General features: G+C 60.0%; 12 protein-coding genes and 1 pseudogene. 5 read left to right on the forward strand and 8 right to left on the reverse strand.

What is annotated here, in order from left to right; genetic code table 11:
* Positions 1 to 112: 112 nt before the first annotated feature.
* From BGC09_RS10065 to BGC09_RS10090, 4 genes are all read right to left on the reverse strand, one after another.
* Positions 113 to 1447, reverse strand: a complete 1335-nt coding sequence (locus BGC09_RS10065; protein WP_084658341.1) for an argininosuccinate synthase — start codon at positions 1445 to 1447, stop codon at positions 113 to 115.
* Positions 1448 to 1451: 4 nt separating this feature from the next.
* Entirely contained in the window at positions 1452 to 2909 is a 1458-nt protein-coding gene (argH, locus tag BGC09_RS10070; RefSeq protein WP_069803871.1) for an argininosuccinate lyase, read from the reverse strand.
* 3 nt (positions 2910 to 2912) lie between these two features.
* A complete protein-coding gene (argG, locus tag BGC09_RS10075; RefSeq protein ID WP_069803873.1) occupies positions 2913 to 4208 on the reverse strand; it encodes an argininosuccinate synthase in 1296 nt (431 codons plus the stop codon).
* A 1329-nt stretch (positions 4209 to 5537) separates the two neighbouring features.
* Positions 5538 to 6044, reverse strand: coding sequence for a DUF1648 domain-containing protein (locus BGC09_RS10090; RefSeq protein ID WP_069803877.1), 507 nt, complete (start codon positions 6042 to 6044; stop codon positions 5538 to 5540).
* Between the two features lie 395 nt (positions 6045 to 6439).
* Here BGC09_RS10090 and BGC09_RS10095 point away from each other — a divergent pair, with 395 nt between their 5' ends.
* Complete coding sequence (locus tag BGC09_RS10095) at positions 6440 to 7402, forward strand: TIGR03560 family F420-dependent LLM class oxidoreductase (protein ID WP_069803878.1); 963 nt, start codon at positions 6440 to 6442, stop codon at positions 7400 to 7402.
* A gap of 159 nt (positions 7403 to 7561) precedes the next feature.
* Here BGC09_RS10095 and ppc read toward each other — a convergent pair whose 3' ends face one another.
* Together ppc and BGC09_RS10105 are read right to left on the reverse strand one after the other, a co-directional pair.
* A complete protein-coding gene (gene ppc, locus BGC09_RS10100) occupies positions 7562 to 10498 on the reverse strand; it encodes a phosphoenolpyruvate carboxylase (RefSeq protein ID WP_069803879.1) in 2937 nt (978 codons plus the stop codon).
* A 573-nt stretch (positions 10499 to 11071) separates the two neighbouring features.
* A complete protein-coding gene (locus tag BGC09_RS10105) occupies positions 11072 to 12583 on the reverse strand; it encodes a carbohydrate binding domain-containing protein (protein ID WP_069803880.1) in 1512 nt (503 codons plus the stop codon).
* Between the two features lie 717 nt (positions 12584 to 13300).
* Here BGC09_RS10105 and BGC09_RS10110 point away from each other — a divergent pair.
* The 4 genes from BGC09_RS10110 to gltB all read left to right on the forward strand — a co-directional run bounded on the left by BGC09_RS10110 (position 13301) and on the right by gltB (position 22378).
* Positions 13301 to 14536, forward strand: a complete 1236-nt coding sequence (locus BGC09_RS10110) for a cation:proton antiporter (RefSeq protein ID WP_069803881.1) — start codon at positions 13301 to 13303, stop codon at positions 14534 to 14536.
* Positions 14537 to 14539: 3 nt separating this feature from the next.
* Positions 14540 to 15115 carry a tetratricopeptide repeat protein gene (locus tag BGC09_RS10115; protein ID WP_052887802.1) on the forward strand — a complete coding sequence of 192 codons (576 nt, stop codon included), beginning with the start codon at positions 14540 to 14542 and terminating at the stop codon, positions 15113 to 15115.
* An 84-nt stretch (positions 15116 to 15199) separates the two neighbouring features.
* Positions 15200 to 17353 carry an ammonium transporter gene (locus BGC09_RS10120; RefSeq protein ID WP_245688582.1) on the forward strand — a complete coding sequence of 718 codons (2154 nt, stop codon included), beginning with the start codon at positions 15200 to 15202 and terminating at the stop codon, positions 17351 to 17353.
* A 453-nt stretch (positions 17354 to 17806) separates the two neighbouring features.
* On the forward strand, positions 17807 to 22378 hold the full coding sequence (gene gltB / locus BGC09_RS10125) for a glutamate synthase large subunit (protein ID WP_069803883.1): 4572 nt from the start codon (positions 17807 to 17809) through the stop codon (positions 22376 to 22378).
* 177 nt (positions 22379 to 22555) lie between these two features.
* On the opposite strand, the gene BGC09_RS10130 is transcribed toward gltB, so the two are convergent.
* On the reverse strand, positions 22556 to 24232 hold the full coding sequence (locus BGC09_RS10130) for an MDR family MFS transporter (RefSeq protein ID WP_069803884.1): 1677 nt from the start codon (positions 24230 to 24232) through the stop codon (positions 22556 to 22558).
* A 186-nt stretch (positions 24233 to 24418) separates the two neighbouring features.
* Positions 24419 to 24761, reverse strand: a pseudogene (locus BGC09_RS22860) (hypothetical protein); the annotation flags it as partial.

Genomic DNA, 24761 nt, shown 5'->3' on the forward strand with positions numbered 1-24761 from the left:
TAGCCCGGGTGCCCGGACATAAGACGTCAGCGGCCCCCAGGGCATAGCGGACGGCCAGCAACGACTTCGATGGGCCGCTGCTGGCCATCTCTGCTCTCTTCAAGTCAAGTGTTCAGCTCTGTCCTTCTGTTGAGGCTGAGGAGGAAGAGGGGGAAGCAGAAGCAGCGTGGGCCGGCCCTTTCTCCAGGAGGTTGCCCTCGACGCCTTTCAGCAAGTTCCCCTCGATACCGAGCGAGGGGAGGAGCTGGGCCTGGGCCTGTGTCTGCAGCGGTAGACCCCACAGCTTAATGAAGCCGACGGCGGCGTTGTGGTCGAACTGATCGCCCGTATCGTAGGTGGCCAGGCTATGGCTATAGAGCGAATGCTCGGACTGGCGTCCGACCACCGCGAACTGGCCCGGCGCCAGCTTCACGCGCACCTTGCCGCTCACAAAGCGCTGCGTGCTCTGCACATAAGCCGCCAGATCCTGATGGAGGGCACTATACCACTGCCCATTGTAAATCAGGCGCGCATATTCGGCAGAAACCAGCTCTTTGAAGCGCAGCTGATCGCGGCTGAGCGTCAGGCTCTCCAGGGCCTTATGCGCGGCATGGAGGACCACCGCCGCGGGAGCCTCGTAGATCTCACGCGACTTAATGCCCACCAGGCGATTCTCCACGTGATCGATGCGCCCGATCCCGTACTTCCCGGCCAAAGGATTGAGCGTCTCGATCAGCGTCACCCCATCGATCTCCTCGCCGTTCAGGGCCACCGGAATACCGTGCTCGAAGGTCAGCTCGATGTAAGTTGGCTCAGGGATAGGCAGACCGCCCTGGCGCCCGAAGAGCCAGGGGCTGGTTGTCCAGGCATAGACATCCTCCGGCGGCTCCTGCCAGGGATCTTCCAGCACGCCGCACTCGATGCTGCGTCCCCAGAGATTCTGATCAATTGAGTAGGGGCTGGCGTTCGTCACCGGAATGGGAATATTGTGCTCGGCGGCGTAGGCAATCTCGCTGTCGCGCGTCATGCTCCACTCACGCACCGGGGCGATGATCTTCAGATCGGGGGCCAGCGTCGCGATCGAGACATCGAAGCGCACCTGGTCGTTGCCCTTCCCGGTACAGCCATGAGCCACAGCGACCGCTCCCTCGGCGCGGGCTACCTCCACCAGCAAGCGGGCAATTAAAGGACGGGCCAGAGCGGTTGCCAGCGGATACTGGCCCTCATACATCGCGCCGGCCTGCAGGGCGGGCCAGACAAAATAGCGCACAAAGTCAGCCCGCGCATCCACGACAATCGCCTTCACCGCTCCGATCTGTTCCGCGCGGCGGGCGATACTTTGCAGGTCGCGGTCGTTGCCGACATCGATCGTCAGCGCGATCACATCCAGGTCATATTTCTCCTTAATCCAGCGGATTGCCACAGAGGTATCCAGACCGCCGGAGTAGGCGAGAACCGCAGTAGCCATCAGCTTAAGCCCTCCCATGCTCAGACTGAATCTCGCCCAGCGCTGACGCGGGGCTATCCTGGTTGCCCTGGCCATCCTGTCCTGAGCCTGTCAGGCGCCGGATCGCCGTTTCAAAGGTGGCAGTGCGTTCCTGCCAGGCCGCTCGGGCTGCGGTCAGCTGCTGAGCAATCTGCTCCAGGCCGAGATTCCCGGCTCCGCCCAGGTGATTGCGCTTCTTGAGGCGCTCGACCAGCTGCTCGCGGCCCTCCGTTGGCAGCGCTTCATGGCGATCGAGCTGAGCTGTGACCTCGGCTCCCACAATCCGATAGGCATCGCGAAACGGCAGGTTGGCAGTGCGCGTTAGCTCGTAGGCGCGATCGGTGGCGAAGAGTTCGAATGTGCAGGCGGCGACCAGGCGGTCGACATTCACCTCCAACGACCCCACCACCAGCGTAGAGATCTCCAGGCACTCACGCACCACATCTAGCGCTTCCATAAAGGGGCGCTTGGTCTCCTGATAGTCCATATTGTAGCCCGAGGGCAGGCCGGTGACAATGCCCAGAATCTGCTGCTGAAGAGCCAGCACCGTCTGTGTGCGGGCGCGCACCAGCTCCATCACGCCCAGATTGCGCTTCTGGGGCATAATGCTGCTGCCCGTACATAGTTCCTGGGGGACGTGGAAGAAATTGTACTCCGCCGTTGTGAACAGCAAGATATCCTGAGCCAGCTTACTCAGGTCCAGCATGATCTGGGCCAGGGCCTGGACAATGGCCGCCTCGACTTTGCCGCGGCTATTCTGGACATAGATCACATTATGCTGCACACGCGCGAAGCCAAGCAGCTCGGCAGTATACTGGCGATCGATGGCGATTGGCACCCCGTAGCCGGCAGCGGAGCCAAGCGGCGACTGGTCGTTCAAACTGTAAGCGGCGCTCAGCAGCTGCTCATCGTCGAGTAGGGACTCGGCGAAAGCGCCGGCCCACAGGGCCACCGATGAGAGCATAGCCCGCTGCATATGGGTATAGCCGGGCATCGGCACATCGGTATGGGCGCTGGCGAAGCGCCAGAGCGTTTCCGCCAGAGTCAGCAGGGAATTGGCGATTCCATGCAGCTGCTCCTTGGCATAGAGGCGCAGATCAACCAGCACCTGATCATTGCGCGAGCGCGCCATGTGGATCTTCTTGCCGGCAGCACCAGCCACCTCTGCCAGGTAATTCTCGACACACGTATGCACGTCCTCATCGCTGGGCGTGATCGTAAACTGTCCCGCTTCGGCCAGGCGGAGGATGTCACACAGAGCCTCTTTCAAGGCTCTGTGCTCATCCTCCGTCAGCACGCCAATCTTGGTGAGCATGGCCGCATGTGCCAGCGATCCCCAGACATCGTAGCGCACCAGGCGGCTATCGAGAGCGCTATTCTGCGCCGCCTCGAAACGCTCGACCTGCTCATTCACACGATAGGTTTTCTGCCAGAGTTTCGGCATGAATCAGATCCCTCCCACGGGACTGAACCCCAGATTCTTGTTGCGGCGCGAGATCAGCTCATAAGGCAGACCGCGGATGTGGGCCACAGCGGCGCACTCCTTCTGATTGAAACTGGCGCTCTTGATAGAGCGCACATCGGGGAAGAAGAGACCGCCCTCCGCTTTGCGTGCCACAATATCAATGTTCCCCTTATAGAGCTGGAGCGTATACTCGCCGTTCACCACCTTCTGCGTTTCAGCGATAAAGGCATCGATGGCCTGCTTCAGAGGATGGAACCACTCGCCGTGATAGACCATGCGTGCCCAGTAAGCCTCAAGAGGACGCTTCAGCTGGATCTCCTCCTTTGTCAAACAGAACTGTTCCAGATCGCGATGGACCTTCAGCAAGATGGTAGCTGCGGGAGCCTCGTAGATCTCGCGGGACTTGAGGCCCATGATGCCATCCTCAAAGAGGTCGATTTTGCCGATTCCATTGGCTCCACCGATCACATTCAACTGCTCGATCATCTCATCGAGCGGGACCTCATGGCCGTCCAGGGCAACCGGCAAGCCGTTACGCCAGGTCAACTTGATCGTCGTCGGCTTATCCGGGGCCTTCTGAGGAGGAGTCAGCCACATCCAGATCGAATCGGGCAGCTCTGTATCCAGATCGATCCCGCCGCTGGCGATCGAGCGACACCACATCGTCTTGTCATCGCCGCCGACAATGATCTCCTCGATCGGAACGCCGTAGTGCTCCATCAGCAGCCCCTCCTCGCTGCGCGTCAGGTCGAAATCGCGCACCGGCACAAAGATCGCCAGGCCGGGAGCGAAGAGGCTAAAAACGTTATGCATGCGGTACTGGTCGTTACCTTTGCCGCTGGAACCCTCCATCAGGGCATCGCAACCCAGCTCCAGAGCCTTCTGAGCCACCCTGGCGGCGATCAACTGGCGCGTCATCGAGGTCGAGACGGGATAGCCGTTGTAGTCCGAGTTGGCCTGAATGGCTTTGGTCAGCCACTGCTCGGTGAACTCCTTTCTGGCATCGATCGTAATCGGCTGAATACCCAACTGGACCGCGCGCTCTACCGCCATATCGATCTCCTCTTGCCCCTGACCGACATCAACATTGATGGCGTACAGCTCCCGGGCCTTGTACTTGAGCTGGGAGAGCTTGACGCAGAGCGACGAATCAAGGCCGCCGGAGTAAGCGAGGGCGATGCTCTTCCCCTGGGGAACCTCTACCGCCTCGATCTTCTGCAGGGCAACTGCGAGAGCACTTTGCTTGTCGGTCTGCTGTTTCTGATTGCTGGTTGTCATCGTGCAACACTCCTTCAAGGTCAAGGAAAACGTGTCGAGAAGGAGCGAGCAGGCATCAAAAAACCCTCGCCCCTTCCTGTCCTGGAAACCTGAAGGGACGAGAGTAGGCAAAGGCGAGATGAGATTGAGGACTCGCTTGCACCTACACCCGTGGTGCCACCCTTATTGTCACCAGCCGCTGCCTAGCGCCGGAGAGAGAAGACCAGCTCTCTCCTGTTGGATGCCGCTCACACCAGTGTGAGGAGCATGCACGGTGACCGCTCTTTCCGGTTATTGCGCTGCGCGGGAACCACCCACCTGATCCTACTTGCCCGTGATGTGCTCCCTTCCACTTCCCTCCCTGCCCCAGATCAGGATGCTTCTGACTTCAGGCGCATCACGGACTTTCTTCGGCCAGCCGCTCACGAAGGCGTTCCAGAGGGCGTGTCCTTCCGAACTCTCACCAATCATCGGATCGCTGTTGGCCGCTTCCTCTGTACTACGTTCGCTCAACGCGGGACAGCTATCAGCAAGCCCGTATTCGATTGTCGCTTGTGTGGCGTGAACACCTGCCCTGGTGGAATGATGGCCTCTCTCGGCTTCTTGCCCGACTGCCTGGCGCATCTGATCTGCCAGGGGTGGTGCCGCGGTGTCTTCCTGCTGATGAAAAAGAGAGATGCCTGCGAGCAATGGCCTGCCCGGCAGGCATACCTTTTTTCAGCATTGATGTTGTAGTGTAGATCACGGCAAGTGGAGCGAACTGCCGCCAGACCGGCTCTGGAGGCCAGAAACGAGTATTTCGCAGGAGACAGCGCGCAGAGGAAGGTTGCTTATGCGAGCTGCGGACTCCTGGCGGCTTTCGGGAGCGCAATGCTGGAGCGAGTGACGCTCATCCAGATCGCAGCCTGCGGCTCTGTCAGCAAGGCCCACACCCAGACGGCCCACCACCTTCCAGGGAGGCGCTTCGCTGTCGTCATCCTCCGCTACCTCTTGCTGAGGCTTCTCCTGCCTGCTCTCGTTGTCGCTCTTGATGCCAGCCTCTATTCCCAGAAGCTAAACACTCTGCCAGAACTATTATACAGGCACGGTCGGGATTGCGCAAGTTTCTGCCTGGCGGACAGGTGACTTCTGTGCTAGCAGAAGCATATTATAAGGTAGCGTTTCCCTTCATCTTGAGCCTGCCATTGTTGCGCGGCAGCACTCAGGGCCACTGCTTCTACGGGGTTCGCTGCGGACAAGCCTTCGACACAGGTGGGATGCTTCTCCGTGTGTTCCTTCCAATCCTTCCCTGACGCCGGGTCTCCCCAGCCTTAGCCGTGAGAGAGTTGACCCTCTGCCGTTGTTGGCTGCCTATCGGGCGCGCCTGGCCACTACGATATACACCGCCGTTGAAAGCAACATGCAGAGCACCAGACCGATGAAACCCAGAGCGCCGGGACCCGTTGCTTGTTTGGTTGCCACCTCTATCGTAAGCCATTCGCCATAGACCAGTATCCAGATCAGCAAGAGTTTGAGCCAGTTGATCAGCCCTCGCGCTAAGCGGTACTGCCGAGCTGCGTTCTCTTCGGTAATGGCCCAGGGATAATTGAAAAACTGTGGGATGCGTGACAAGAGAGTCATGAAGATATAGGCAATAGCTGAGAAAATGGGGTAGTAGAGAAGATCGGATTTGTTAACATAGGCATCAGGCTGACCTGCGAGATTGAAATGACCAGGGATGCGTGCCGGCAATGTAGCCCAGTCCTGCACCGTCAGGTAAATGCTCAAGGCAATACTGACCAGAGCGACGACCTCTATTCCTACTTCGAGGGGAGAGAGTGGTAGACGAACCACAGGACGCCCTTTTCTCGCGTGCATAGCGTGCTCCAACTCGTTGAAACGCTTTTCCTTACTGAGCTAGCGTTGTGCCTCGAAAGCAGTCAAGAATCCGCAGCCCGGCATGAGGTACCGCTGTATACCGCCCCTGCGCAATTGATCGGTGCTATCGCTCAAAGCCGATCTGGTAACTGTTCTATTCACTCGTCGTAATTCGCACATCAATTCTAAAAATACCATATGCCTGGCAGCGAGGTCAACCCCGGCGAGCGGAGATACTGGCGGTGCAGCGTTGGCGCTTGTGCCCCTGCGGAGCGGTGTGTCATACTGGTAGCAGACGGGGCGGGGTGCTTGTGTCTGTGTGGGGGCAAGCAACCCCTGCCGCAAGAGAGACAGCCCACGCTCAGCTCAGTCCAGAGAGGGAGAATCATTGCACAATGGTTGCTATTTCCATTCAGATTGAAGGACAGACGGGTCTGACCTGGTCCCGCTGGAAGCGTCTGGTCGAAGCCATCGAAGGTCTGGGCTATGCTGGCCTCTTCCGCTCCGATCACTTCACTGATCCCGTGCCGCCCGACCGTGAGGCCCTGGAAACCATTGTCTCGCTGGCCTATGCCGCCGACCATACCTGGCGCGTCCATTTTGGCCCCCTTGTCTCGCCGGTCTCCTTTCACCATCCCGTCATGGTAACGCGCCAGGCGATTGCTCTCGACGAGCTGAGCGGGGGACGTTTCATCTTCGGCGTAGGAGCTGGCTGGCAGGAACGCGAGCATACCATGTTCGGGCTCAACCTGGGTGATATGCGCACGCGCATGGCCCGCTTTGCCGAGGCCCTCGAGGTCATCACCCTCCTGTTGCGCTCCGAGCAGCCAGTCACCTTCAGCGGCAGCTTCTACCAGCTCCGCGAGGCGCAGCTCCTGCCCCGTCCGCAGCGACCTGGTGGGCCGCCCATCATGATCGGCGGCGGCGGACGTAAACGCACGCTGCCGCTGGCGGCACGTTACGCGGACATCTGGAACGCCGGCTTTCTCTCACCCGAGCAGTTTCGCGAGCTTTCGGCCTTTCTCGATCAACTACTGCAAGAGGTTGGGCGCCCGCCTGCGAGCGTTCAGCGCACCATGATGACCTCGCTCTTCTTCGGGCGCACACGCGAGGATCTCTATCAGCGCCTTGACTGGTGGCGTCACTATGATCCCAGCTACGCCCCCCTCTCCTCGCGAGAGATCCTGGAGCGAGTGCAGGCCCAGAATCGCACCATCGTCGGCACGCCCGACATGGCTATTGCCCAGATCAAGCGCTACGGCCAGGCCGGCGTTCAAGAGCTGATGCTGCAGTGGTTCTACCTCGACGACATCGACGGCCTGCGCGACTTCGCCGAGACAGTCCTGCCTTTTGTCTAGTTGACAGACCTAGGACTGGGCAAGCAGGCGGACAGAGCAGCACAAAAAAGGATGGGACCCGCCTTACTGGTCCCATCCTTGCCTTCGTCTTGTCTTGTCTTGTCTTGTCGCCTCGCCTCGCTTTACGGATCTGCCTCTGCTGGCGAGGGAGGTGAACCACTAGCCGGTATTGCGCAGGCCAGCAGCAATGCCATTGATGGTCAACAGCACAGCGTAGGTCAGGCGTGCCCGCTCGCGCTCCTGCTCGCCGGCCTCCTGTTGCTCGGCCTTGCTCAGATCCAGCGGTCCGCCCAGGGCGCGCAGACGGCGGAGCAAAACCACCTGGAAGTAGCTCAGCGGGTCCACATAAGGATTGCGCAGACGGATCGAGCGCTGCAGAACCGGCGAGTTATCTAGCAGGGCCTTGCCCCCCACAATGCGCAGGAGCCAGTGACACGTGCGCTCGTACTCCGCCTCAATCTCTGCAGAGATGCGCTGGCGCAGCTGCTCGTCGGCCACCAATGTCGCATAGTGGCGCGCGATATGCATGTCTGCCTTGGAGAGCGTCATCTGTAAATTATCGAGGAAAGCGCGCATGAAGGGCCAGGAGCGGTACATCTCCTGAAGCTCATGCAGGCCCTGGGGTTCGGCCTGCACAAACTCCTCGAGCGCCCCGCCGATCCCGTACCAGCTTGGCAGCACGTAGCGGCTTTGCATCCAGGAGAAGACCCAGGGGATGGCGCGCAGCTCCTCAATGTTGCGCCCGCTGGTGCGGCGCGCTGGGCGCGAGCCGATATTGAGCCAGCCGAGTTCGAGAATCGGCGTGGCCTGCTCAAAGAAGGTCAGAAACTCGCGATCCTCGTAGATCAGGCGACGGTAGCGCTGGTAGGCGCTCTGCGAGAGCCGATCCATAATCTGGACCCAGCGCGGTGACTCCTCGTGGTGCTGAGCCTGGGGGAGGCTCGACTCAATGACGCCAGTGACCACCAGCTCCATATTGCGCAAGGCAATCTCGTGAAGCCCGTATTTAAAGGAGAGCATCTCGCCCTGTTCGGTAATGCGAATGCGCCCGTTGACCGTACCCGGGGGCTGGCCCAGGATGGCCTCGTAGATAGGGCCGCCGCCGCGTCCAATGGCCCCGCCGCGTCCGTGAAAGATCGTGATCCCGATCCCATAGCGTTCTCCCAGTGCTGCCAGGCGCTGCTGAGCCTGATACAGCTCCCAGCCCGAGGTCAGCATCCCGCCGTCCTTACTGCTATCCGAGTAACCGAGCATGATCTGCTGCTCATCGCCGTGACCGCTCACCCACTGGCGGTAGAGCGGGAAGCGGAAGGCTGTCTCCATAATCGTCGCGCAGCCGCGCAGATCGGCGATTGTCTCGAAGAGCGGCACGATCGGCAGGCCGCTGATGCCGGCCTCCTTGCAGAAAAACTGTACCTCCAGCAAGTCGCTGAGCGTGCGCGCCATACTAATGATATAGCAGGTCACCGCCCGCGGACCGAACTCCTCCCGTGCCTGGCGGATGGCCTCGAAGGTCCCCAGCACCGTTGTCGTCTCCCGGCTCAACTGCAGGCCACGTCGCGGCAAGACGCGCGGGTCGCGGAGCAAGCGCTCCAGCAACTGAATGCGCTCCTCCTCGTTCAGCTCTAGATAGTCTCGCGCGGGTGCTCCATCGGGGCCAGCGGCCAACGTCTCCGCCAGGCCAGTCACGCGCAGCAGCTCCGAGAGCGCCTGAGCATGGCGCTCGCTATGTTGGCGCACATCGAGCGCTGCGAAGTGGAACCCGAACAACTCCACCTGACGAATCAGGCGAGCCAGGGCTCCCTTGGCCACCTCGCGCTCGCCATCGGCCAGCAAGCTCTCATAGACCAGGCGCAGATCGGCCAGGAGCTCCTCAGCGTCGCGGTAAGCCACCGTACGCGGCGCTGGCGAGGTTGAGGCCGGCTCGCCCGTTTCCTCCGCCTGGGAAGGGGCCATCGCCGCCAGCGTTGCCCCCAGGCGCTTCCACATAAACGACAGCTTGCGCCGATACGGCTCCAGGCGTGTCTGCTCGCCCAGCTCGCGATCGTAGTCTGGCAGGAGAGCGGCGTCCTCCTCGATCGAGCGGCGCAGCTCCTCAGTCACTGTGCTATAGTTAATCGACTGTGAATACTCACGCGCCAGAGCCTCGATCGAGCGGCGGTAGTGAGTCAGCAAGCTGGCGCGGTGCAAACGCAGGGCCTGCAGCAACGTCTCCGGTCCAACGTTTGGATTGCCATCCTGATCGCCGCCGATCCAGGAGCCGATCCGCAAAAAAGGAGGAAGGCGCAGATCGAGATCGGGGTAATGTTGTTCAAGCAGCTCCTCGAACTCCGCGTAGAGTTCAGGCAGGGCCTCGTAGATAATCTCATCGAGATAGTAGATGCCCATCTTCACCTCGTCCACTGGCTGCGGGCGCACATGGCGGACAGCATCGGTGCGCCAGAGCAAAGCAAGCGTGCTTTCCAGCTCACGCTGGCGTGGCCAGGGGCGCTGAGGGCGACCGAGCAGGTGGCCGTACTCGCGATCGTAAGCATCCAACAGATCGGCCACCTGACGCGACTTAATGATCAGCGTACGGCGTGTCGCCTCAGTGGGGTGGGCGGTAAAGACCAGCTCGATCGAGAGGCGCTCCAGGAGTGATCGCAGGATCTCGCGGTCTACGCCGTGTTGCTCGAAAAACTGCATCAAAGCAGCCAGCGAGCCGCGCTGCGGCGTCGGCTCTGGGCTGCTCTCATGTTCACGGCGGCGGCGAATGCGGTGGTACTGCTCTGCCGTATTGACCAGGTGGAAGTAGATCGTGAAGGCGCGAATTACATCGATGGCCATGCGCAGATCGCAGCCTTCTACGACCCGCATAATGTCGGCATCCAGTGCCTCAATCTCACGCTGCAATGGTTCCGCTTCCGCTCCCTCAGCATGTGCAAGCTGCTCGGCATAGTCGCGCAGGCGCTTGCAGCTGCGGCGGAGGTGTTCCACCGTCTCAAACACCTCACTCCCCCCGTGCTGCTGAATGGCGCGTCCCAGCGCATCGCCGAGCATGCGGATATCGCGGCGCAAGGGAGCATCTTTCTCCTGACGGCGTTCTTGCTCAGACATAGAGAAGCATCCTTTTCCAAGCGCTCACATGCAAAGCCCTGCTCTGCTAGCGTAGTGGTTGATCCCTAATCCCAGCTGGCTGGTGCTTGCTGTCCTGTCCCTGGCAGCCTGCCTGACCAGCTTTCTGCTGCTCGCCTGCTGAAACAGCAACACTAACGGAGCTGCCAGCCAGCTGGCAATCCCTTATCCATTATGGAAGTTGCGAGAAGGAAAGCGAGCAAAACGATCGGCGTTGCAGAAACCCTCGTCAGCGGTGCGGTTAACGGTCCTTGTGGGAGGCTCATCATTGCGCCGTCATTAGCAATTGTAGCACATCGGCGCGCGAATAGTCGTGCTTCTCTCAGGGCCACGAGGTGTGCGAATGGAAGAGACGCCTTGAGCCAGCGCACCCCTCCCCGAAACGCGACCTGCAGCCAGGAATAAGCCCCGGCTGCAGGCCAGGAAAGAGTCGTGCCTCCTCTCTGGGGGCAGGTACCAAACTGCCGAAACGATGGCTGTGACCGCCACCGGCATCGACGCCGGTCATTGTCGGCGCGCAGCCTCTTTCAGGCTGGCTGAGTCCGCCGGCGCGAGCTAGCGCAGCGACACATCATCCACATAAACTGTGCCCTGGGCATACCAGCCATGGACATAAACCGTCACGCTGGTTGTCGAGGAGCCAGTTGTAAACGTGACCGAGAGGAGTGTATAGCTCGTACTGCTCGTCCAATTACTGGCTCCGCCATTGATGCCCAAATAGGCGTAGGGGCCGTTCACATAGGCGCTCAGCGTGTAGGTATGATTTGGCTGCACACTGATCGTCTGCGTACACTGGCCGGTTGTTGAATTGCTCGGTGCCACCTGCAAAGCGTAGGAGCCGCTATGAACAGGAGACGTCACCACGCGATCGCCGGCGTCGCAGCTCCAGGGTGAGAGCGAGCCACTTTCAAAGCCGGGATTGGCCACCAGATTGCCCCCGCTTGGCGTTGGAGTAGGATTCGTAGCCGTCGGGGTTGGGGTCCTTCCAGGGGTAGGAGTAGGCGTCGCCGGCTGAGAGGTTGGGGTTGGCGTAGGATTCGTTGTGCCGCCGCTGGTAAACTGATTAAAGAGCTTCGAGAAATCAAAAGGCTGCTGCTGGATACCGCTGCACGTTGGCGAGACATAAGCCCCATTGTTGGGACAAGACTGATCGCGGCCAGCCGACCACATTGCCAGCTCCCCCAGGCCATTCTGCCGAGCGAAACTCAGCAGCTGCTGGGCATCCTGGAGTGTAAAGACCTCGGGCGACACATCGTTTAAGCCGATCATCGGCGTCACCCCAATCATTGCCCACAGCTGGGCGCTCGACTTGTTGGGGTAAAGGCTCTTGAGCTGATTGAAGGTACTCTGAGCGGCGCTAATGGCATTTTGTCCCATCTGATTGGGAGGGACCGAGCTGCCGTAATCCATAGCCATAATATTGACCATACCCACGTTAACGCCGTTAGCGATGGCATTCTGCAGAAGATTGATGCCATCCTGTGTCAATCCCGAAGGCATCACCGGCAGCGTATACGAAACGAACAGCCCGGGGTTCGCCGCCTGCAGAGCGGCCAGGGCCTTATTGCGCCGGTCGACCGAGGCCGAGTCGGCAATGGCCGCCCCCTCGATGTCAAAATCCACGTGCGTCAACTGATAGTTGGTCACCACGGCCTGGTACTGGGCCTGCAAGCTACTGACGCTGCTGCAAGCCTGGGCCAGCTCGGTGCCATTGGCGCCGCCGAAGGAGACAATCACATCGCCGCCCAGGGCACGCAGATTGCTGATATCGCTCTGCAAGAAGCCCTGATTGACGGGCGTCGTGCCATTCCACTCGGCCTGACAGCTGCCGCCGCCGTTAATAATGAAGGCCAGCGTATAGAACTTCACTCCGATCTGCTGGGCCGTCTGCGTCAACTGAAACGTTGGGTACAGACTTGTATCCACGTAGGGAGCGAAGTAGTGGGCGGGGAAGCCGGCGGCCTGCGCTGGCCGACTCTGGCGCAGTTGCCAGCCGGCGAAGAGAGCGACGGCCAGAAAGAGCGAGAGGACAACGAAAACGATAGGACGCGGTAATCGTTGCTGCATCGTTGCTCCTTTGTTGCATCATGCATCCATCATAACGAAACCAGACGAACGAGCGAGAAGAAAGCCGCAGCCATGCGATCCAAAGAGCAGCAGGGAAGGGCGCAAGGGAGTCTTGCGCCTGACTGCTCGACCCGGGGTCAGCCGGAAGAGCGGAGGGAAGATCAGGCATCGCTCGCTCACCTCCTGCTGATTGAGTTCCTCATCGTAGCGCTGGCACAGCGTCTGTCGAGCTGCCCTCTCACCGACATCGTCTCACGGGCGAGTTGCCAGTGTATATCAGCAGTTGCGCCTTGATAACAAAGCGACAGAGAAGCATCGTGATCCCCCCTGGTGCACTCAAGACAAAAGCCTGTGCCAGGTTATCCAAAAGGCGATCTGAACGCTCAGAGGGAAGCACTCCCCTCTAAACGAGAGAGTAGTGGGGCATGGATCATATGTCAAGATGTATAGTCCACATGGAAGGGGATTATGCAATGTGCACAAAGTTTCGCGGGTTCTCTTCGGAGGTTTTGCCTGTATGCAAGGGGGGTGAGAATTCCTATACTTCAGAAATAGAAGCGCAACGATTGCGATGTACCCCTTTAGGGCCTTTGGGATGGTGAAATGGTTGAGTTGGAGGTTGGGAGGTCTGCACAGAAAAGAGAGCCCTCAGCGCCGAGAACCCTGGAAGTCTCCTCGAAGGTGAGCACGTTACCTGGAAAGGGGAGTTGTTACAGCATGTCTGTTACCTCATTTCTGCTGCTGCTAGCCTGTTTACTGATTCTTGCGAAGTGTGTCAGCTGGATCTGTCAGAAGCTCTCGCTCCCTAGCGTTTTAGGCATTTTGACCATTGGGATCATTGCCGGGCCATCGGTCCTGGGGTGGCTGCATCCGAACGAAATCCTCTCGACCTTTGCCTCGCTAGGAGTCATCATGCTCATGTTTCTGGCCGGTTTGGAAACGGACATGGAGCAGATGCGCCGAGTGCAGGGAGCGGCCTTCGTGTCAGCGACCTGTGGGGTAGTAGTGCCCCTGATTGCAGGAACGATCTTTGCCTTAGCGCTGGGGCATACGCTGCCGGTGAGCCTCTTTATTGGAACACTGTTGACAGCTACCAGTGTAAGCATTTCAGCACAGACGCTCAAGGAGATGGGGCGCCTGAACTCGCGTGAAGGCACGACCATTCTGGGGGCAGCAGTAATTGATGACGTGCTGGGGCTGATTGTCCTATCGCTGGTCTTAGCGTTCACCCTTGGGGAGAATCCAGTTTGGTCCATTCTGAAGATGGCGGCCTACTTCCCCATAGCCTATCTCCTTGGTCGCTATGGCTTTCCCTGGCTTTCCCGGCTGCTTCCGCGTATGCTCGCCCTGGAAGCGCGCCTGGGGATGGTGCTGGCGCTTGTCCTGCTCTATTCCTGGGCTGCGGAAGAGCTGGGCAGTGTTGCGGCCATCACCGGGGCCTACATTGCTGGTCTGCTTATAGCGCGCACTGAGATGCGCGAGTGGGTTCATGATGGCATATCGAAGATTGGCTATGCCCTCTTCATTCCCCTCTTCTTCATCAATATCGGTATTGATGCAAATATTGCCTCAATAAAGCAGGTATCGCCTCTGTTGGTGGGCGGTCTGTTGGTCATTGCCATTGTCAGCAAGATCGTTGGATGCGGCTCGGGGGCCTGGGCCTGCCGGTTCCCCTTTCTGGATGCTGTGCGTGTAGGAGTGGGAATGGTCTCCCGTGGAGAGGTGGCGCTGATCACTGCCTCCCTCGGGCTAGAGGCCGGGCTGTTATCTCCATCGCTCTATGCCACAGTCATTCTGATTACTCTGGTCACAACGATGATTACCCCGCCGCTCCTACGCTTGAGTTATGCGGTACGCATCCAATGGCTCTCTCAGCCACTACTGTTGGCTCGTCAATGGCTAGCGGGGGCATCTTCACCAGTGCCAGCGGTCACGGCAGAGGAGGAGGAGTAGCCTATGCTGGAATCCATGAAGTATCAGATACTTTTGGATGAAGGCTACTCGGCCATACGCCGTGGTGATCCGGAGGCGGCTCTGAATCACTTCCAGCGGGCGTGTGAAAGCCACCCTGATCGTCCCCAGGCTTACTTTGCAGTTGCTGTCGCCTCTCTTGAGCAAAATGACAGTGACCAGGCGATCGAGGCCCTGCAGAAAGCTCTGGCGGTCGATCCGACTTACGCTATCGCGCGTGCCTATCTGGGGGTTGAATACCTGAAGCGCCATCGCCTTAATGAGGCCCAGCAGGAGCTCGATCAAGCCTTAGCGGATGCGCCCCATGATCTCCTTGTTCACATCAAATACGCCGAGTATTACTTCCGTCTGGGTTTTTATCATCGCTCGGTTGAAATGCTTGAGAAAGGCCTGAAAGGACCTCATCATGCCAAAGAGCACGTTGTCCTAATGGCCAGACAGTTACTCACGCAGGCGCGGCAGAAATGCAAGAGCATTGTTCTGCGCGACCCGCCTGATCCTCGCCATCTACTGCGTTTCCTCGCGCCATCCTGGCGTCGCAGGAAGCGTGTTCTGGCCTGAAGAGCGGTCATGTTTGTGGCGATTCCTAATCGCCAGGGGCAAGTGGTGGTCATTTAGAACCTCTTGGAGAGAAAGGATGGTTCCATGCTCGCTGTCTGGTTGTTAATCGGTTGTCTATTCGTCATCATGTTCCTACGCATTGGCCTTCCCTTTGGAGTTGAGGCAGCTGGGCGGACCGTGGCCCGTGTCAGACTTTCCTTTAGGGAGCGGCTGCTCTGGCATCGCGCGGACATGTATGCCCTGGGAGCAGTCTTGCTGCTCAGTGCCATCGGGGGGTGGTTCCCTACCACCCTTGAACTTGTTCTTATCCTTATGGCGCTTGCTATTGTCAATCTGCCGGTGCACTATCGGTTAACCGATCGTGGAATTGCCTGTAACAATGTCTTTTTCCGGCCTTGGGAGGAGTTTGAGTATGCGACGCTTCGTGGTTGGAAGCTGACCCTTATCCCGCGCCAGGGGGCTGGCAGGCTGCGCCTGGCCCTTTCGCCGAAGCATCAGCGTGAGCTTCTCCCCTATCTGAGTCGTTTTCTCCAGATCCGTGAGCTGAGCGAAGCTGGGAGGTCGGAGCGTTTCCGGCTTCGTGTGCGGGCGCTTCAGAGGTATTTCCCCGCACTGAGGACCCTCCTTATCTTTGCTGGCTTGCTGGTCCTTTCGCTGGTCTTGCTCAGTGCCTGTGGCGCTGGTCCTGATCCCAATGGTCTGAACAGCAGTGATCAGCAGCACCTGACCTCGGTCACTGCGACTGGTACGCAGCCATCGATCTCTCAGGACGATGTGAACAAGGCCAAGACGAGCGAGCCATTTGCCTATAATCTGGCCCTGTATGTTGACCAGAACCGCCTGGCTATCAACTTCGTCTGGACGTTGGTCACGGGCTATCTCGTGATGTTCATGCAGGCTGGTTTCGCGCTGGTAGAGACGGGGCTGTGCCGCGCAAAAAATGCCGGTCATACGATGGCTATGAACTTTATGATCTATGGCATTGGTATGATCGGTTACTTTGTGGTTGGTTTTGCCTTCCAGTTTGGTGGAATTGGCCTTGTCGGGGTACCGAACCTGGGCGGCCTCTCCAGCCTGACCAACGAGCTGACCATTCCCATCGGTGGCATCAACTGGGGTATCGTTGGCTATAAGGGCTTTTTCCTCAACGATGGCACCTATGACGTCGGGGTGGCCGTGATGTTCCTCTTCCAGATGGTCTTCATGGACACGACTGCTACCATTCCGACGGGGGCGATGGCCGAGCGCTGGAAGTGGAGTGCCTTCTGCGTCTATGGTTTCTTCGTTTCGACCCTGGTCTATCCGATCTATGGAAACTGGGCCTGGGGTGGTGGCTGGCTCTCGCAGCTTGGCAAGATTGGCCTGGGTGCTGGCTACATTGACTTTGCTGGCAGTGGGGTGGTTCATGCCGTAGGTGGCTGGTGTGCTCTAGCCGGAGCAATGGTCATCGGTCCGCGCCTGGGCAAGTACAATCGCGATGGCAGCCCTAATACCATTCCCGGCCATAACATGGTTCTCGCCCTGCTCGGCTGCTTTATCCTGGCCTTTGGCTGGTTTGGTTTCAACCCTGGCAGCACGCTAGGTGCTTCTGGGAATGGCAATCTGCGCATCGGTCTGATCGCTGTGGATACCATGCTTGCTGGCGCCTTCGGCTCGGTCGCTGCCATGCTTTTCACCTGGCTCACGGGGGCGAAGAAGCCGGATATTGGCATGATGGGCAATGGTCTCCTTGCTGGACTGGTGGCGATTACTGCTCCCAGTGGCTATGTGAGTCCTGTTTCGGCTTGTATCATCGGAGCAGTGGCGGGCATCATCGTCATTCTGGCTGCTGGCTTTGTGGAAAAAGTCCTGAAGGTTGACGATCCCGTCGGGGCCATTGCGGTTCATGGTTTCAATGGCCTGTGGGGGCAGATCTCGGTCGGTCTCTTTGCCGATGGCCTGGCCAACTATGGTGGCCTTCAGGTTCGAGGTCTCTTCTTCGGTGACCCAAGTCAGCTTGTTGCTCAGCTGATCGGCGCGGTGGCCTGCTTCGTCTACGTCTTCGGAATCTCCTGGCTCTTCTTCAAGGCCTATGACAAGCTCTTTGGGCTGCGCGTCTCGCCTGAGACAGAGCTGGCGGGTCTGGATATCCCTGAGATGGGGTCACTGGGCTATGCCCCTGATGCTGAGCCGTACCGTGTCGTCGCCCAGGGCGACGGTAGTGTGGCTGTGGCTGGTGGGGCTGCTAGCAAGGATTGAGTTGATCCCTCTCCTCCCTGCAGATAGTTATTCCTGGCCTCCTGAACTCCTGAGACAGACCGTAGATGGGAACAACGGCGTTCCCATTCCACCCTTCTGTACTGACACTCGCTGGACAGAGCTTGGAGGCCGTGAGCACCTGTTACAGTGCTCACGGCCTCCGGCCCGTGCCTGCTTCACGGGTTTCCCCTTGCCAAAAGCCATGTTCGTATGTTACACTTTTTGAACAGCGAACGCTGGTTGTTCGGCTGTATGGACCGTGACCAGGTGTCCGCGAGCCCCGCCGCTCTCCCCCGACCAATGCCGCTCATGTGTGCGCATCTGTGCGCCCTGCTATCCTGTCTGTCTATCCCGATGACCTCGGCGAGCGCTGTTTTGGTCGCCGACACAGTGTGGCTCCAACGCTGGTGCCTCCTGGTCTTCTATGCTGTCTGTTTTACAGGAGGGCAATCTATGCAGCACCATGCTTCTGCTGATCCTGCATATCCGCTCTACGATGCCCGGTGGGAACATGATGCCTGCGGTACAGGCTTTATTGTACAGATTTCCGGAGAGCGCAGTCATGCGCTGGTAGAGATGGCCCTGGAGGCGCTGGCTCGCCTGACCCACAGGGGAGCCCAAGACGCCGATGCCGAGACCGGTGATGGTGCTGGTGTGCTGACCCAGCTGCCCACGGAGCTGTTCCGCGCGGAGCTGGCGGCTCAAGGGATCACGCCGCCCGAGGCTCACGCTCTGGCTGTGGGTATGCTTTTCCTTCCCCCCCGTACGCACTCTCCCCAGGAGCTTGAGAGTAGCCGCCAGATCATTGAGCAGACGCTGGCTGAGTTGGAGATCCCGCTGTTGCTCTGGCGCCAGCCGCCACTCGATGTGAGCGTCCTTGGCTCTCAGGCGCGCGCAACCCTGCCAACAATTTCGCAGATTTTGCTTGCATGTCCAGACAAGCTTACCCCTGAAGAGTTCGAGGCCTCCCTCTATTATGCGCGCCGCCTGATCGAGCGCCGCTGGCTGGAGGCCGGCCTTGCCAATGCCTATGTGGCTTCGCTCTCTCGCCACACCCTGGTCTACAAGGGCCTCATGGCGCCTGATACTCTGGCCCGTTTCTACCTCGACCTGGCCAATCCTCTCTATACCAGCGCTTTTGCTATCTTTCACCAGCGTTACAGTACTAACACCTTCCCGTCCTGGCCTCTGGCCCAGCCGTTCCGCATGCTGGCCCACAACGGCGAGATTAATACCTTGCTCGGTAACCGTAACTGGATGCGGGCGCGCGAGAAAGCCCTGACCGCCGCTCGCTGGGGGGAGAAACTGGCCAATCTGCTGCCGGTCATTCAAGAAGGGGGCAGCGATTCGGCTCAGCTTGACAACGTGCTAGAGTTCTTGACCTGTTCGGGCCGTGACCTGCTGCATAGCATGCAAATGTTGGTCCCACCGGCATGGGAGCAGATGCCCGAGCTGGATACTGCATGGCGGGCCTGGTGCGAGTATCATGCAGGCCAGATTGAACCCTGGGATGGACCGGCGGCTTTGGTCTTCAGCGATGGACGCTTTGTCGGCGCGGCGCTCGACCGTAACGGCCTGCGCCCGGCTCGTTATACCCTGACCTCGAACGGGCTGCTGATTCTGGCCTCCGAGGTTGGAGTAATCTCTTGTGAGCCGCATGAGGTGGTTGAGAAAGGGCGTCTGGGACCGGGACAGATGATCGCTGTTGACCTGGAGCGTCATGCTGTGCTGCGCGACGAGGACATCAAGACGCTGCTGGCTCAGCGCCAGCCGTACGAGCAGTGGATTGACGCCAATCTAGTGCGCTTGACGCGCCTGTCGCAGGTGGTGGCCTCGGAACTGTGTAGCAATGGAGGTGATCAGCAAGAGCCAGATGCCGAAGCCCTTTTCCAGCGTCAGCTGCTCTTTGGGGTGACGAATGAGGATGTTGAGCTGATTCTGCGCGCGATGGTTCAGAACGCCAAAGAGCCGATCTGGAGCATGGGCGATGATACTCCGCTTGCCTCCCTCTCGCTGCGTTCCCGTTCCCTGGCCGATTACTTCCATCAGCGCTTCGCCCAGGTCACCAATCCACCCATTGATCCTTTGCGTGAGCAGGTGGTCATGTCACTGGACTGCTATTTGGGGCGGCGGGAAAGCCTGCTCAGCGAGTCCCCACGCCATGCCCATCTTATCCACCTGGAGACGCCGCTGCTGACTGAGGCGCAGCTGGAGACACTCCGTCATCTGGAGGAGCAAGGCTTTCGGGCGCGCACGCTGGAGGCCACTTTCGCCCTGACTGAGGGACCGGCAGGACTGGAGACCGCTCTGGCGCGTTTGGAGCGCGAGGCGGTAGCAGCTGTTCAGGAAGGCATCGATCTTTTGATTCTGAGCGATCTGGGGACCGATCTGGAGCATGCTCCTGTCCCGATGCTGCTCGCTGTCGGAGCGGTCCATCAGGAGCTGATCCGCCGGGGGCTGCGTACCTCCGTGTCGTTGATTTGTGAGACTGGCGCGGCCTGGGACATTCATCAGATCGCCTTGCTGCTCGGCTATGGAGCGGAGGCCATTGTGCCTGCGGTAGCGCTGGCGACGGTGCGCGCTCTGGCCGGTGAGCGTCATCTGGAGTCAGTCACGCCCGAGGAGGCCGTTGAGCGCTACTTCCACGGAGTGGAGGAGGGCCTGCGCAAGGTCATGGCGCGGATGGGCATCTCGACTGTGCGCAACATCATTGGCGGCGGCCAGTTCGAGATCGTGGCCCTGGAGCCTGCCCTGGTCGAGCGCTGCTTTGCTGGCTCGCCGGCCCATCCGGGCAGGATTGGGCTGGAGCAGATTGCGCGCCAGCTGATCGAACACCATCAGAAGCTGGCCCAGCCGGCTGAGCAGCCTGTGACGGCTTCGCGTGCGGCTGCCGGTGCCGGAGCGGCCCATCAGCGGCGCAAGCTGCCCGAAGCCGGCTACTATCGCTATCGCCGCGATGCTGAGTATCACGCCTTCAACCCTCTGGTAGTGCGCGCTCTGCAAAAGGTGGCTCAGAGTGGCGATCCCGAAGACTATCGCCGCTTTACTGAGCTGATTTATGGACGTCCGCCCACCAACATTCGTGATCTGCTCAGCTTCGTGCCACGCCAACCCATTCCCATTGAGGAAGTCGAGCCGGTCGAAACGATTCGGGCCCGCTTCGTGGTCTCGGCGATGTCGCTGGGAGCGCTCAGCCCCGAGGCCCATCGCACCATTGCTGCTGCCATGAACAGCATTGGCGGACGCAACAACACGGGTGAGGGTGGCGAAGATCCCGATTGGTACTATGAGCTATTGGAGGGCCATCCGGTCAGCAGCAAGATCAAGCAGGTGGCTTCGGCGCGCTTCGGCGTGACTACCGAGTACCTGGTGCGCGCCGAGGAGCTGGAGATCAAGATGGCCCAGGGTTCGAAGCCGGGTGAGGGTGGCCAGCTTCCGCCCAACAAGGTCACGCCCTTCATCGCGCGCCTGCGTCATACGGCGCCGGGCGTGCCGTTGATCTCGCCGCCGCCTCATCACGATATCTATAGCATCGAGGATCTGGCCCAGCTGATCTACGATCTGCGCCAGGTCAACCCGCGGGCGCGCATTGGCGTCAAGCTCGTGTCGAGCAAGGGTGTAGGAACCATTGCCGCTGGCGTAGCCAAGGCCCATGCCAACTACATCCATATTGCGGGCCACGATGGCGGCACCGGAGCCTCGCCGTTCCAGTCGATCAAGCATGCAGGTATCCCCTGGGAGCTTGGTCTGGCGGAGACGCAGCAGACGCTGGTGCGCAATGGCCTGCGCAGCCGTGTCCGGGTGCGCGTTGACGGCGGCCTCAAGACGGGGCGCGACGTGGTCATCGCGGCCATGCTGGGGGCCGATGAGTTCGGTTTCGGCACCGCCGTCATGGTTTCGCTCGGCTGCGACATGGCGCGTCAATGTCATCTGAATACCTGTCCGGCAGGCATAGCTACCCAGCGTGAGGATCTGCGCGCAAAGTACACGGGCCGACCGGAGATGGTCGTCAACTATCTGACCTTGCTGGCCCAGGAGGTGCGTGAGATCCTGGCTCAGCTCGGCGTGCGCCGTCTCGACGAGATCATCGGGCGGGCCGATTTGCTGCAGTGCCCCGAAGAGGTGAGCATCGAACTGGCGCCCATCCTGGCGACGCCGGCAGGCGGCTTTGTGGCTCCAGCTCCACCGCCGCCGGGTTCGCAGGTGGCAGCCCAGATTCTGAGCGAGGTTGAGCAGGCGCTGAATGGAGAGCGCAGCGTCTTTACGCAGCATAGCATTCAGAATGCCGACCGCACGGTTGGGGCCAGCCTGGCGGGAGAGATTGCACACCGCTATGGGAATAAGGGGCTGCCGGGTGTAAGCGTTACCTGCACCTTCCACGGCTCGGCGGGACAGAGCTTCGGCGCCTTCTGCGTGCCTGGCATGCGCCTGATCCTCAATGGCGAAGCCAACGACTATGTTGGCAAAGGCATGACCGGCGGCCAGATTGTGATCATGCCCCCACCGTCGGCGCGCTATCCTGCCCATAAGAATATCATCATGGGGAATGCGGTCCTTTACGGGGCCACAGGCGGCCAGCTCTTCGCCGCTGGCTGTGCGGGCGAGCGCTTTGCCGTGCGCAACAGCGGCGCCCTGGCCGTGGTTGAAGGAGTTGGGGCCCATGCCTGTGAGTACATGACCGGCGGCATGGTGGTGGTCCTCGGCAGCACGGGTATCAACTTCGGCGCCGGGATGTCCGCCGGTGTGGCCTATGTCCTCGATACCGAGGGCGCCTTCCCGCCGCGCTGTAATACCGAACTGGTCGAGCTGCAGCGCATCAACGATCCCGATGAGGCGGAGGCGCTGCGCAAGCTGATCGTCCTCCATCGCAAGAAGACCCATAGCTGGCGCGCGGCCCAGATCCTGGCCGAGTGGGACCATATGCAGCGCTTCTTCTGGCGTGTGGCGCCGCGCGAGCGCATGCAAACAGCCTGCGATTTCCTGGGAGCCTATCCCGAGGAGAAGCGTGACGCCGTGGGCAGTTAGCCACAAACCATGATGGGCAGTGAGCTGCCCTGTTCTACGACGAGACGAGACGGGCGTCTGCCGGATACAGCCGCTATGCTGGCCGGCGGACGCCCTTTGTAGTGGCTCGCTGCAGGCTGGGGCAGACAGACGGACCAGACGGACCTCCCGCAGAGGCCAGAGGAGAAAGAAGGTGCCTTACTGGGAGGCTCCCGTGCTCGTCAGATCGCGTTTGCTCCTCAGCGGTAGCTCCTGGAGGAACCAGACGGCAATGAAGGTCAGTCCACTGAGCAAAAAGCTGATCAAGAAAGCCTGGTGGAGGCTGCTCGCCAGCGCTTCGCGCACCGCCTGGACCAGGGCCTGGTAGGCCGCAGCTCCCTGGGAGCCGGCGGCCAGGAAGCCCGCACGGAGTCTGGTGAGCGTCTGGCCAGAGGAGAGCAAGATCAGAGGATTGGCAAAGAGCACGTTCACGGAGGCGGGCAGCCTGTCGCGCAGTGCGGCTGGTAAGGCCGCCTGAAAGGCTGGTGTGTACGAGGCCGACAGTACCCCTCCCAGGATAGCGATGCTCAAGGTCCCACCGAGCTGACGGAAGAAGGCCAGAGCGGCGGTTGCCTGGCCGATCTTTTGCGGGAGAGCATTCTGGACAATCGTGGTGTAGATGGCTTGGCCTGTGCCCATGCCGAAGCCGAGCACGAGCATCGCAATGAGCAGATCGGACCAGCCAGAGCTGGCGTTGAGGCGCACCAGGCACAGCGAGCCGGCCACAGCAGCAAGCGCCCCGCCAATGGCCAGCCAGCGATAGCGCCCGCTCCATGAGAGCAGCAGGCCCGAGAGAACCGCTCCCCCGATCGCCGTCAGCGCCAGGGGAATGGTGATCAAACCGCTGTTCGTCGCCGAGGTGCCGATCACTCCCTGGGCGAAGAGGGGGATAAAATAGGCGCTTCCAAGAAGGGCCATATTGAGGAGGAAGGTGACCAGCGAGGCGATCCCGAAGACCCCCCAGCTGGCAACAAAGAGACTCGGCTCAAGGATCGGCTCTTTACCACGCCGCTCCTGGTGGTGTTCATAGATGACGAGCAAACAGAGAAAGACGAGGCCGGCGCCTAGTAAGGTCATGATCTGGGGCGAAAGCCAGGGGTACTGATTGCCAGCCCAGGAGAAAGCCAGTAACAACGGAATCGTCCCCAGGGTGAGCAGCAGGACACCAGCGTAGTCGATAGAAACCGTCTGTCTGCCTGGTCTGAGTTCTGGCATCATCATGATCAGCACCAGCAGCGCTGCCAGGCCAATGGGCACGTTTAGCGAGAAGATCCAGCGCCACGAGAGGCGATCGGTCAGCCAGCCTCCAGCGAGTGGCCCAATGATTGACCCCAGGGCATACATCCCGCCTGTGATCCCCATCCATTTCCCGCGCTCGCGCGGAGCAAAAAGATCGCCGACCGTTGCCGAGACCACTGGTTGCAGGCCTCCTGCTCCCAGGCCCTGGAGCGTCCGAAAGATGATCAGCTGCGTGAGCGACTGAGCCAGTCCGCTCAGAGCGGAGCCGATCAGAAAGAGGCCGATGCTCGCCAGCAAAATGGGCTTGCGGCCCACGAGGTCAGAGAGCTTGCCGTAAATAGGGATCGTCACGGTTGAGGCCAGTAGATAGCCGGTAGTGATCCAGGAAAGGACCTCAAAGCCACCTAAGTCGGCACCGATGCGCGGCAACGCCGTTGCCACAATGGTTTGATCCAGTATGGCCAGAAAAAGGACCAGTAGTAAGCCACTCATGGTTGCCAGCGTCTGGCGCGGCGAGAAAAGCTCTGTTGACCGGGGGAGCGAGGTGCTCACTTGCTCGCGCTGCCTCTGCGCTCCTGACTTTGACGAGGGCTGCATTCAGTAGCTCCTTTCCTTCCATCCTTCGCAGGGATAACATGACGTCCGTTCAATCGGACATTCGCATAAGCTGGTTCAAGACAGAGTGCCAGGCCAGGGCCTGATGATATCGCTGAACCTCGGCTGCGCGCATCGGTAAGCCATTGCACCCCCGACGCCGCGGCGGCTGGCTGACAGGCGAACTACTTACGGCTTCAGAATACGTAAAATCATCTCAACAGAGGGGCGCTCGGCCTGGTAAGGCATATACCAGACGCTGGCCGCCAGTCCCTGGATCAAGGCCCCATAGAGAAGAGCCAGCTCATCAGGATCGCCAGCGGCCACCTGGCCGGCCTGTTGACCTTCACTAATCAACTGGCGCAAGGTGGCCAGTGTCGCCTGCACGCGCTCAAAAGCCAGCGTACGGATATCGGTGGGAACGGCTTCGCTGATCAGGGCGTAGAGCACCACCTGAAAATGAGCGGGATGCTCGCGGATACCCTCCCAGATATGCGTAGTCAGCCAGGTCAACTTTTCCCAGGGACTTCCA

The sequence above is a fragment of the Thermogemmatispora onikobensis genome, assembly GCF_001748285.1.
Taxonomy (GTDB): Bacteria; Chloroflexota; Ktedonobacteria; order Ktedonobacterales; family Ktedonobacteraceae; genus Thermogemmatispora; species Thermogemmatispora onikobensis.